Origin of the sequence: Vreelandella jeotgali Hwa (genome assembly GCF_000334215.1) — a bacterium.
GTDB classification, from domain to species: Bacteria; Pseudomonadota; Gammaproteobacteria; order Pseudomonadales; family Halomonadaceae; genus Vreelandella; species Vreelandella jeotgali.
This window is the reverse complement of the sequence record NZ_AMQY01000011.1, coordinates 142,153-153,964: the sequence shown is the minus strand read 5'-3', so window position 1 is coordinate 153,964 and position 11,812 is coordinate 142,153. Positions and strand designations below refer to the sequence as shown.

Sequence of the window (11,812 nt, the reverse complement as noted above, 5' to 3'; positions counted from 1 at the left end):
TTTCATGCGCCACGTTTCCCTACGCCACGTTTCCCTGCGTCACTTTCCTACGTCTTGTCGCGTTAATCCGCGCTCTCACAGAGGATGAATCCATGATCTGGCATCTCGTCGCCGCTGTTTTCTCGGGCCTTGCCGCCGCCGGCATCGGCCTTATACTGCGCAAACTAAGCGGCCAGCGCCTACCCAGGTGGATCGTACCGGTCTGCGCCGGGCTTGGCATGCTGGGCTACCAGGTCAACGCGGAATACAGCTGGTTTGAACACAAAAAGCAGCAGCTACCGGACAGCACCATCGTGCTGTCGAGCCAGACGGACAGCGCCATCTGGCGCCCCTGGACCTTCATTTTTCCCATGGTGACCGAGTTCAGCGTGGTGGACCGCGACGATATCGAGCGTCAAAGCCGCGATAACACCACCGTTGCCGAGCTGATCATCTACCATTTTGAACGCCACTACGCCGACGTCGTGACGCCGACGCCGTATCTGATCAACTGCGATAACCGGGGTCTGGTTCCCCTGGACGAGGACAGCGGCAAACCCGCGGTTGACCAGCTACGCACCCTGCGCGACGACGCCAGGCTCTACCTCACCGCCTGTCAGCCGGGCCAGGAGATATAAACCGCCGCCCGAGCCGCCCTGACGACCATGCTCCCGGCGCTTGAAACGGGCATTGTCGCGACCGGGTTCGGGCTGCTTGTCACGCGTCCAGGCAGGAGCGTTTGATGTTTTACGCAGGGCTACTTGTCGCGGTCTCACTGACCTATATTGCCGTGCTGTTCAGCATTGCATGGTATGGCGACCGTCGGGCACATACCCACGGCGCCAGCCGCAGACGACCGCTGATCTACAGCCTGGCGCTGGCGATTTACTGCACCTCCTGGACGTTTTACGGCGCCGTCGGGCAGGCGGCGACCTCGGGCTGGTCGTTTGCCAGCATCTTTGTCGGCCCGATCCTCACCTTCCTGCTGTTCTGGCCCGTGCTCGCCAAGATGATTCGTGTGGCCAAGCACCAGAACATTACCTCCATTGCGGATTTCATCGCCTCAAGGTACGGCAAGGCGCAGTCGCTGGCGGTACTCGCCAGCCTGATTGCGCTGGTCGGTACGCTGCCCTACATTGCGCTACAGCTGAAGGCAGTGGCCTCTTCCTTCAGTATCCTGACCGGCGAAGCCGGCACCTCTCATGCGCCGCTGTTCAGCGATACGGCGTTTTACATCGCCGGCGTCATGGCCCTGTTTGCCATTCTGTTCGGCACCCGTCACACCGACGCCACCGAGCACCACGAAGGCCTGATCCATGCCGTGGCGTTTGAATCGGTGATCAAGCTGGCGGCTTTCCTGATTCTCGGCGCGGTAGTCACCTGGGGCATGTTTGACGGCCTGGGCGAGCTGGCCACCTATGCCAATAGCCAGCTGGAGCTGAAAAGCCAGCTGACCAACCAGCGTATCGGCCAGAGTTTCTGGGCGCAGACGCTGCTGGCCATGCTGGCGGTATTCTGCCTGCCGCGCCAGTTTCACGTCGCCGTGGTCGAAAACATTCACCCCGACGACGCGCGCCGTGCGCGCTGGCTGTTCCCGCTCTATCTGTTCATTGTGGCCTTTTTTGTTGTGCCGCTGGCGGCGGCGGGGCTATGGCTTTTTGGCGCCACCGATATCGAGCCGGACGCCTATGTACTCGCGCTTTCCATGGCCACCGGCCACGACTGGCTGACACTGCTGACCTTTATCGGCGGCTTTTCGGCATCGACCAGCATGGTGCTGGTTGCGACCCTGGCGGTGTCGATCATGATTTCCAACGAAATCGTCATCCCCGCCCTGTTTCGCCTGCGCTGGTTTGACAGCCAGAACCGCGATTATGGCCGCCTGGTCCTGCGCGTCAGACGCCTGACCATCGTTGCCGTGCTGGCCCTGGCCTACGGTTTTTACCGCATGCTGGCCGAGTTCAGCTCGCTGGCCTCCATTGGCATGCTGTCGTTTGCCGCCGCGGCCCAGCTGGCACCTGCGCTACTCGGCGGGCTCTATTGGAAGCGCGGCAACTGGCTGGGAGTGATGGTCGGCCTGGTGGTCGGGTTCGGCATCTGGGCCTATAGCCTGCTGGGCCCGGCGCTGGGCAATGCCGGAGTGCTGCCCGGCAGCTGGGTCGCCCAGGGGCCGCTGGGCATCGACTGGCTCGCACCGACGGCGCTGTTTGGCCTGCACGTTGGCGATGCCTTTACCCACGGCGTCATGCTGTCGCTGGGGCTGAACCTGTTCTGCTATATCTTCATTTCCCAGCTGAGCTCCCAGCGCGTTGTCGAGCGCATTCAGGCCTCGCTGTTCGTCGACAGCGTGGAAACCCGCCAGACCTCGATCAATCGCCCCTGGACGGGCGCCACCACGGTGAATGACCTCAAGGCACTCTGCGAACGCTTTCTGAGCGCCAGGCAGGTCGAGCGGGCCTTCGGCAACTATGCCCGGCGTCATGGCACGCCGCTTGCCGGCGACGCCCGCGCCTCTATCGATGTGATCCAGTTCACCGAACGCTTTCTGGCCTCGGTGCTGGGCGCCTCCTCGGCGCGAATTGTGGTCAACTCGGCGCTACAGGGGCGCGGCATCGGGATTTCCGACGTTATTTCGATTGTCGATGAAGCCTCTCAGGTGCTCGAATTCAATCGCGCGCTGCTGCAGGCCACGCTGGAAAACATCAACCAGGGCATCGGCGTGGTGGATCAGAACCTGCGTCTGGTGGTCTGGAACCAGCGCTACCTGGAGCTGTTTCACTTCCCCGACCACCTGATTCGCGTCGGAACGCCGATTGACCGTATCTTCCGCTATAACGCCCACAGCGGCGAATACGGCCCCGGCGACCCCGAAGAGCACGTCGAACTGCTGGTCAACAATATTCGCGAGGGCCAGCCGCACCGCTACGTGCGCTACCGCCAGGACGGCAGCGTGCTGGAAGTCCAGGGCAATCCGATGCCCGGCGGCGGCTTTGTCTATACCTACCAGGACGTCAGCCAGCAGAAACGCGTGGAAGAAGCGCTGATCCGTTCGGAAAACAATATCCGCATCTACACCGACAACGTACCGGCGCTGATTGCCTATTTCGACAAGGACTGCCGCTACCTGTTTACCAATCACGCCTACGAAGAAGCGTTCGGCGTCGACCGCCACGCGGTTATCGGCCGGCGCTTCGACGACGTCATGCCGCCCGGCAGAGTGGATGAACGCAGGGACTGGGTGAAACGCACGCTCAACGGCGAGCGGGTCAGCTTCGAGGTGGCGATGACGCTGGACGGCCAGCGGCGCCACATGCTGGTGACCTACACGCCGCATTTCGATGACAGCCACACGATTCTGGGCTTTTTCGCGCTGTATCAGGACATCACCGAACGCCGCCAGGCCGAGGTTGCGCTCAAGGAAACCAACGAAACCCTGGAAGAGCGCGTTGACGAACGCACCCGCGCCCTGTCGCGCGCCAACGCCGCGCTGCGCGAGGAAAACCGGGTACGCGCCGAGGCCGAACAGGCGCTGCGCCAGGCCAAGAAGCTCGCCGAAGACGCCAACGCTTCCAAGACGCGTTTTCTGGCCGCTGCCAGCCACGACCTGCTGCAGCCGCTCAACGCCGCCCGCCTGTTCACCTCGGCGCTGATGCAGGATGACGCCACGAGTAGCGGCCAGCAGGGCACCATCGGCCACATCGACAACTCCCTGCAATCGGCCGAAGAGCTGCTGGGCACGCTGCTGGACATTTCCAAGCTGGATGCCGGCGCGCTGACACCGCGACGCAGTGACTTTGCCCTGGCGGATATCATGCGTCCGCTACGCGACCAGTTCGAGGTCATGGCGGAAAACCGCGGGCTGGACCTGACCGTCATCCCCACCGACCAGTGGGTGGATTCGGATTCGCAGATGCTGCGCCGCATCATTCAGAACTTTCTGTCCAACGCTCTACGCTATACCCGCGAAGGCCGGGTTCTGCTGGGTTGCCGGCGCGCGGGCGACCGGCTGCGTATCGAGGTGTGGGATACCGGCCCGGGGATTCCGGAGGCCAAACAGGCCGAGATCTTTCAGGAGTTTCGGCGTCTGGATCAGGTGTCACGCCACAGCGAAAGCGAAAAAGGCCTGGGGCTCGGGCTCTCGATTGCCGAGCGCATGAGCCGGGTGCTGGAACACCCGCTGACCGTGCGCTCCCGGGAGGGCGCCGGCACGGTTTTCTGCGTCAGCGTGCCCGTAGCCAGGGCCCGCGCCGAGGCCGACCAGGCGCCGGCTCCCAAACGCCGGGCCGGCAACCGGCTGGCCGGCACCCGCATCGTCTGCATCGACAACGAATCGCTGATTCTGGAAGGCATGGCGGCCATGCTCGGGGGCTGGGGCTGTGAAGTCTTTACCGCCACCAGTATCGGCGGCGCCAAATCGATCCTGCGCAACATGGACGGCGACCCGGATGCGATTCTTGCCGACTACCACCTGGGTAACGACGTGACCGGACTCATGGCGCTGGAAGCACTCGCGGAGCGTCTGGCGGGCGCGGTGCCCGGCATTGTGATCACCGCCGACCGCAGCGAGGAAGTGGCCGACGAGATCAAGCGCGAAGGGCACCATCTATTGCTCAAGCCGGTACGGCCGGCAGCGCTGCGAGCCCTGCTCAGCCGGACGCTACAGGCCAGCCGGGGCGCCCAGCGCCAGACTCCCAATACCTGAATTCCGAATACCTGAACTCCGGATACCTGAGCTCCGGATATCTAATGCCGGGCAGAATACGGCGTTAACGGCCCGCTCAGGACTCGACCCTGGGCGGTTCGACTTCGAGTTTTTGTGCCGCGATCACCGCCTGGGTGCGCGAATGTACCCCGAGTTTGCGCAGAATCGCGGTCACGTGCGCCTTGATGGTGGCTTCGGAGACGTTCAGCTCAAAGGCGATCTGCTTGTTGAGCAGGCCGTCGGTGAGCATGTTGAGGACGCGAAACTGCTGGGGCGTGAGCGAGGCAATGGCTTCGGCAAAGTGCGCTTCTTCTTCGTTGGTTTCATCCAGCACACCGGCCAGCGCTTCGGGGAGCCAGACTTCGCCTTCGAGAATTTCGCCGACGGCTTCGGCAATCAGCGCCAACGACGACGACTTGGGGATAAATCCGGACGCGCCGTAGTCGAGTGCCCGGCGTACCACGTAGGCTTCGTCGCTGCCCGAGATCACCGCTACCGGAATGTCGGGCATCTGCCCGCGTAGCTGAATCAGCCCGGAAAAGCCGTTGGCCCCCGGCATGTGCAAATCCAGCAGCACCAGGTCGGCGTCGGGGTGTCGGTTCACGACGTCGGCGGTGGCCTCCATGGTGTCGGCTTCGACAATATCCGCCCGGGGTGCCAGCTGGCGAAGTGCCTGGGTCAGTGCAGCGCGAAACAGCGGGTGGTCGTCAGCCACGATAAACTTCTGGGCGATAGCCATGGGGTCTCCTCCGATTCCTTGAGCAGTCGTCAAGAGCCCGCCGCCGTAACGCCCGGCTCTTTCGTTGTCGGTTGATGTTCTACGATAGCTCCGTCGTGCCAGCCTTGTTGTACCGGATCCATTGCCCTGGTCCCTGGCCACAGTATCTGCAAGGTACTGTCTTTTTTGGCGTACGATGACCGTCGTTGCTTACCATCCTGAAGGCCATGGCGGCCGTGGTTACGGCGCCTGTCGCGATGGCATCTGCCGAGAGGGTTCTGTCGTATATAGCGTCGGGGAATCATGGTACATCAAGGTATTCGTCATGCCCAAGCAAGGCCTGGAAAGTCGCTGCATTTTCTGTCCGATGACACCCTTCTGCCAGAAGCCATGAGCCCAGGCGCCAGGAAGAATGAGGCCAGGAGGAATGAGGTAGGAAGGGATGAGGTAAGAAGGAATGAAAACAGAATAATGCGAAGTGACAAGCCGCCTGCGACAACCAGAAAATGCCGGCCCAGGGGGCCGGCATGAGTATGACGCCATATTTCATGACGCTGATGCGCCGATTCAGCGGTTGGCGCGATGCTCGATCAGCTCGTCGACCACGCTCGGATCGGCCAGGGTGCTGGTATCACCCAGACCGTCGCATTCGTTGGCGGCGATCTTGCGCAGGATGCGGCGCATGATCTTGCCCGAACGCGTCTTGGGCAGCGACGGCGCCCACTGAATGATATCCGGCGAGGCAATCGGGCCGATATCCTTGCGTACCTGCCCGGTCAGCTCTTTCTTGAGCGCATCGGTGGGTTCGACATCGTCGCCCAGGGTCACGTAAATATAAATGCCCTGCCCCTTGATGTCGTGGGGGTAGCCCACTACGGCGGCTTCGGCAACATCGGCGTGCGCTACCAGTGCCGACTCGATCTCGGCGGTGCCCATGCGGTGGCCGGACACGTTGAGGACGTCATCCACGCGGCCGGTGATCCAGTAGTCGCCGTCGGCGTCGCGGCGGCAGCCATCACCGGTGAAGTAAACGCCTTCGTACGTCGAGAAGTACGTCGTAACAAAGCGCTCGTGGTCGCCCCAGATGGAGCGCGCCTGCCCCGGCCAGGAATCCAGAATGACCAGGTTGCCTTCGGTCTTGCCTTCCAACTGCTTGCCTTCGCTGTCCATGATCGCCGGCTGCACGCCAAAGAACGGCTTGGTGGCCGAGCCGGGCTTGAGCGGTGTGGCCCCGGGCAGCGGCGCGATCATGATGCCGCCGTTTTCGGTCTGCCACCAGGTGTCCACGATGGGGCAGCGCTCGTTGCCCATAACACGGTAGAACCATTCCCAGGCTTCGGGGTTGATGGGTTCGCCGACCGTGCCCAGCAGGCGCAGGCTGTCGCGGCTGCTGGAATCCATGACGCCGTCGCCGTGGGCCATGAAGGCCCGGATCGCCGTCGGCGCCGTGTAGAGGATATTGACCTTGTGCTTGTCGACGATTTCGCCCATGCGGCCGTGGGTCGGGTAGCTCGGCACGCCCTCGAACATCAGCGTGGTCGCCCCGTTGGCCAGGGGTCCATAAACGATGTAGCTGTGCCCGGTAATCCAGCCGACGTCGGCGGTACACCAGAAGACTTCGCCATCCTGATAGTCGAACACATACTGGTGGGTCAGCGAGGCGTAGGTCAGATAGCCGCCGGAGGTGTGTTTGAGCCCCTTGGGCGCCCCGGTAGAACCGGACGTGTAGAGAATGAAGAGCGGATCCTCGGCGTTCATGGCCTCCGCCGGACATTCCAGCCCCTGCTTGTCGACCATGTCGTGATACCAGACGTCGCGGTCATCGTGCCAGTCGATGTCCCCGCCGGTGCGCTTGACCACCAGAACATTTTCGCAGACGTCGGTGCCCTTGCGGGTCATGGCCGCGTCGACGTTGTCCTTGAGCGGCACATGCTTGCCGCCACGCACGGACTCGTCAGCGGTAATCACCAGCTTCGACTGTGCGCCCTCGACCCGCTGGGCAATCGCATCCGGCGAGAAGCCGCCGAAGATGACCGAGTGCACCGCGCCGATACGCGCGCAGGCCAGCATGGCCATGGCGGCTTCGGGAATCATCGGCATGTACAGGGTTACGGTATCGCCCTTGCCGATGCCCATTTCCTTGAGCGCGTTGGCCAGCTGATTGGTCTGTTCGTAGAGCTCGGCGTAGGTGATATGGCGCGTATCGGCGGGATCGTCGCCTTCCCAGATAATCGCCGTCTGCCCGCCACGATGCTTGAGGTGGCGATCCAGACAGTTGGCCGCGACGTTGAGCTCGCCGTCCTCGAACCAGCGGATATCCACGTTGTGGCGATCGAACGAGGTGTTCTTGATTCGGGTCGGCGTCTTGATCCAGTCAATCCGCTCGGCCTGTTCGGCCCAAAAACCTTCAGGATCGTCTATCGAACGCTGATACATGGCCTCGTACTGAGTCTTGTCGGCCCAGGCATTGGCGGCGATGTCATCGCGCACCGGATAGACGTCTTGGTGTTGTTCGCTCATGGATTGCCTCTCCGTGGGAATGCACTGCCTTTAACAAAAAGGTCATCAGTAACGTGAACGGCGCTATTTTGATCGCCTTTTTTCACCTTAGCATAAACCTCCTCCAAGGCCCTTTATCTTAGACATTGGTATGAAGATTTTTATTTTAATAACAATAGCTTAAATCAACATGGAGCATATCGCCGGCAGCCCGCGCGGGGTATATGCTCCATGAGAACAGGCCGGCCCGGACAGCACCGGACCGGCGACCCGCGCCCGGCGGCTAACGGTTGACGCGCTGATCGATCAGCTCGTCGACCACGCTCGGGTCGGCCAGGGTGCTGGTATCGCCCAGACCGTCGCACTCGTTGGCGGCGATCTTGCGCAGAATGCGCCGCATGATCTTGCCCGAACGCGTTTTGGGCAGTGCCGGCGCCCACTGAATAATATCCGGCGCCGCGATGGCCCCCAGGTCGTGGCGCATTCGTTGCGCCAGCTCCTTCTTGAGCGCCTCGCCGGGCTCCACCGTATCGGCCAGGGTGACGTAGATATAGATGCCCTGCCCCTTGATGTCGTGGGGATAGCCCACTACCGCCGCTTCGGCTACGGCGTCGTGCGCTACCAGCGACGACTCGATCTCGGCGGTGCCCATGCGGTGACCGGACACGTTGAGCACATCGTCCACGCGGCCGGTGATCCAGTAGTCGCCGTCGGCATCGCGGCGGCAGCCGTCACCGGTGAAATACACGCCTTCGTACGTCGAGAAATAGGTCGTGACGAAGCGCTCGTGATTGCCCCAGATGGAACGCGCCTGCCCTGGCCAGGAATCCAGAATCACCAGGTTGCCCTCGGCCTTGCCTTCAAGGCGGTTGCCGGCGCTGTCCATGATCGCCGGACGAACGCCAAAAAACGGCCGGGTCGCCGACCCCGGCTTGAGCGACATGGCACCCGGCAGCGGCGCGATCATCACAGCGCCGGTTTCGGTCTGCCACCAGGTATCCAGAATCGGGCAGCGCTCGTTGCCCATGACGCGGTGGAACCACTCCCAGGCTTCGGGGTTGATCGGCTCACCCGCCGTGCCCAGCAGACGCAGACTGTCTCGGCTGCTGGAATCCATGACGCTGTCGCCGTGCGCCATAAGCGCGCGGATGGCGGTCGGCGCGGTGTAGAGCGTATTGACCTGGTGCTTGTCGACAATCTCGCCCATCCGCCCGGCGGTGGGATAGTTCGGCACGCCTTCGAACATCAGCGTGGTTGCGCCGTTCACCAGCGGGCCATATACCACGAAGCTGTGTCCGGTAATCCAGCCGACGTCGGCGGTGCACCAGAAAACTTCACCGTCGCGGTAATCAAAAACGTACTGGTGCGCCAGCGATACATAGGTCAGGTAGCCGCCGGAGGTGTGCTTGAGCCCCTTGGGCGCGCCGGTAGAGCCGGACGTGTAGAGAATGAACAGCGGGTCTTCGGCGTTCATGGTTTCCGCGGGGCATTCCGCCGACTGACCGTCGACCAGATCGGCAAAGTCGATATCGCGGCTATCGTGCCAATCGATATCACCGCCCGTGCGCTTGACCACCAGCACGCTCTCGCACACGTCGGTGCCGTCGCGGGTCAGCGCCGCGTCCACGTTGTCCTTGAGCGGCACGTGCTTGCCGCCGCGCACCGACTCGTCGGCGGTAATCACCAGCCGGGACTCCGCGCCAATCACCCGCTGGGCGATGGCATCCGGCGAGAAGCCGCCAAAGATAACCGAATGTACCGCTCCGATGCGTGCACAGGCGAGCATCGCCATGGTGGTCTCGGGAATCATCGGCATGTATAGGGTCACGGTATCGCCCTTGCCGATGCCCTGCGCCTTGAGCGCATTGGCCAGCTGGTTGGTGCGTTCGTACAGCTCGCGGTAGCTGATGTGGCGCGATTCGGCGGGGTCGTCGCCTTCCCAGATGATCGCCGTCTGGTCACCGCGCTTTTCCAGATGACGGTCCAGGCAGTTGGCGGCCACGTTGAGTTCACCGTCCTCGAACCAGCGGATATCCACGTCATGGCGGTCAAATGAGGTGTTCTTGATGCGGGTTGGCTGGCTGATCCAGTCCAGCCGTTGGGCCTGCTCCGCCCAGAAGCCATCGGGATCATCCAGCGAACGCTGATACATGGCCTCGTAGCGTTCGCTGTCGGCCCAGGCACGGGCCGCAATATCATCGCGCACCGGATAAACGTCTTGCTGTTGTTGTTCGCTCATGGGGATTCTCCGTATAGCGGCTTGGCTGTCGTGAGACCGGCCGGCCGGACGGCGGGCCGGTCTCAGGCTCTAGACTCGGGCCAGCATAGCGTTCCCCGGGCAGGGTTTATCTTAGACATTGGTAGCGAAACAATATCTTTAAAAATCAGTATCTTACAGTTAATTTTGGGCGGGTAAGCGGCCATGATAGACCAAGGTATCAGCACATTGTCGACAACGATAGCGCCTTCCCTTGCGCCGCTGGGCATGCCGCTGCGGGGTAAAATAATGCTCGCCACAGCGGCAGCGATAGCAGTACGGCGCCGACCGGGCACGACTCACGTCGAGGCGGTGGGTCACCCGGGGCGGCAGGCCAAAGAGGTCGCACATGACCGTTTTCCATTCGTGCCCGTGGGGTTTCAGGCGTGGCCCGTTGGCCAGATGGAAGACCAGCCAGTGCGCCATTTCGTGGGGAATAACGTCGGTAAAGAAGGCCGCCCGATTTTCTTCGAGCAATACAGGGTTCAGGCGTAGCCCGCCGCGGCCCAGGTGCGCCTGCCCGGCGGAAGCGCCCTTGAGGTCAAACCAGACCCCCGGCACCGGCAGCCCGGGGTGAACCTCCCGCGCCAGCGCGAACGCTTCGTCCACCCGCTCGCGGGCCGCCTGCTGCAGCTCGGCGGCGTCCAGACCGTCCAGGCGTTCATCGGCCCAGTCGGGCAGAGCCGGGCGGCGATTTGATGCTAAACTTGTCACGCGGATGACCCCGTACCCCGATGCCTGTCATGAATGGTGGGCGCTGGCTGCCTTGCCGGTCAGACCCGGTCGCCAATCGCCGGCGCACGGCAGCATTAAACGGCAGCCTCCGGCTATCGGTTCCGAACGCTTAACCATTTCCGAACGTTCAATCATTCCCGAACGCTCAACGCCAACGCACGAGACCCCGGATGTCACAGCAAGCTACCCGCAAAGGCCCTCACAGGAACGCTCACAAACACAACGCTCACAAGAGCTCGAGTCCAAACCACCAGACGCCTGACGAGAGTACCCCCGAGGGCATGCCCCCGGCGCCTCTGGTCGACGATGACGCCCTGGAGCGGCTGGATGATTTTCTCGCTTCCGGTCGGGTGGACGAAGACGCGCTGGACCTGATTTCCGCCCACGGCTTCATGGTGGCGCTGGCCGTCGCCCCTGGCGAAATACCCGACGACCAGTGGCTTGCCGAGCTCTTTCAGGGCGAACCCGACTACCAGGACCCGGCCGAGCGCGAGGATATCACCGGCGTGCTGCGAGCCATGAAAGACAACGGCATTGCCCTGCTGGAACAGGGTCGGCTCCCCGAACTGCCGTTCGAGCTGGTGCTGGACGGCGTCGCGCCCGAGGAAACGCCGATCGGTGACTGGTGTGCCGGCTTCATGGAGGGCGTATTCAGCGATGAAAGCGCCTGGTTCGCCGACGACGAGGAAGCCGCCGCGACCCTGTTGCTGCCGTTCATGCTGCTTTCCGGGCTGTTTGACGACGAGGCCGACATGGCCGAACTGGCCGGCGATACCCAACGCCTCGAAGCGCTCACCGCGCAGCTGCCCGACCTGGTGCTGGACCTCTACCTGCACTACCGCGTGCCCCCGGAAACATCGGGCAGCCAGAAGCCCAAACCCCGGCCGAAGACCCGGGCGAAGGGCAAACCCCGCCGCTAACG

Annotated in this window: 7 protein-coding genes; 3 read left to right on the top strand and 4 right to left on the bottom strand. The window is 62.7% G+C overall.

Annotation, left to right across the window (positions count from 1 at the left end; genetic code table 11):
- Positions 1-92 precede the first annotated feature (92 nt).
- Together C793_RS0103975 and C793_RS0103970 are read left to right on the top strand one after the other, a co-directional pair.
- On the top strand, positions 93-617 hold the full coding sequence (locus C793_RS0103975; RefSeq protein ID WP_017429662.1) for a hypothetical protein: 525 nt from the start codon (positions 93-95) through the stop codon (positions 615-617).
- Positions 618-721: 104 nt separating this feature from the next.
- Positions 722-4,681 (top strand): hybrid sensor histidine kinase/response regulator, encoded by a 3,960-nt coding sequence (locus tag C793_RS0103970; RefSeq protein WP_017429661.1) that lies wholly within the window; start codon positions 722-724, stop codon positions 4,679-4,681.
- 76 nt (positions 4,682-4,757) lie between these two features.
- Here C793_RS0103970 and C793_RS0103965 read toward each other — a convergent pair whose 3' ends face one another.
- The 4 genes from C793_RS0103965 to C793_RS0103950 all read right to left on the bottom strand — a co-directional run bounded on the left by C793_RS0103965 (position 4,758) and on the right by C793_RS0103950 (position 10,869).
- A complete protein-coding gene (locus C793_RS0103965; RefSeq protein WP_017429660.1) occupies positions 4,758-5,420 on the bottom strand; it encodes a response regulator in 663 nt (220 codons plus the stop codon).
- Between the two features lie 546 nt (positions 5,421-5,966).
- Positions 5,967-7,919 carry an acetate--CoA ligase gene (gene acs, locus C793_RS0103960; protein ID WP_017429659.1) on the bottom strand — a complete coding sequence of 651 codons (1,953 nt, stop codon included), beginning with the start codon at positions 7,917-7,919 and terminating at the stop codon, positions 5,967-5,969.
- Positions 7,920-8,181: 262 nt separating this feature from the next.
- On the bottom strand, positions 8,182-10,137 hold the full coding sequence (gene acs / locus C793_RS0103955; RefSeq protein WP_017429658.1) for an acetate--CoA ligase: 1,956 nt from the start codon (positions 10,135-10,137) through the stop codon (positions 8,182-8,184).
- Positions 10,138-10,296: 159 nt separating this feature from the next.
- Entirely contained in the window at positions 10,297-10,869 is a 573-nt protein-coding gene (locus C793_RS0103950; protein ID WP_017429657.1) for a SprT family zinc-dependent metalloprotease, read from the bottom strand.
- A gap of 302 nt (positions 10,870-11,171) precedes the next feature.
- On the opposite strand from C793_RS0103950, the gene C793_RS0103945 reads away from it, so the two are divergent.
- Positions 11,172-11,810, top strand: coding sequence for a YecA/YgfB family protein (locus C793_RS0103945; RefSeq protein WP_017429656.1), 639 nt, complete (start codon positions 11,172-11,174; stop codon positions 11,808-11,810).
- Positions 11,811-11,812: the final 2 nt, after the last annotated feature.

What these genes read in the sequence shown, in the direction of transcription:
- C793_RS0103975 (WP_017429662.1), top strand. Translation starts at nt 93, where the DNA reads ATGATCTGGCATCTCGTCGCCGCTGTTTTCTCGGGCCTTGCCGCCGCC.
- C793_RS0103970 (WP_017429661.1), top strand. Translation starts at nt 722, where the DNA reads ATGTTTTACGCAGGGCTACTTGTCGCGGTCTCACTGACCTATATTGCC.
- C793_RS0103965 (WP_017429660.1), bottom strand. Translation starts at nt 5,420, where the DNA reads ATGGCTATCGCCCAGAAGTTTATCGTGGCTGACGACCACCCGCTGTTT.
- acs (WP_017429659.1), bottom strand. Translation starts at nt 7,919, where the DNA reads ATGAGCGAACAACACCAAGACGTCTATCCGGTGCGCGATGACATCGCC.
- acs (WP_017429658.1), bottom strand. Translation starts at nt 10,137, where the DNA reads ATGAGCGAACAACAACAGCAAGACGTTTATCCGGTGCGCGATGATATT.
- C793_RS0103945 (WP_017429656.1), top strand. Translation starts at nt 11,172, where the DNA reads ATGCCCCCGGCGCCTCTGGTCGACGATGACGCCCTGGAGCGGCTGGAT.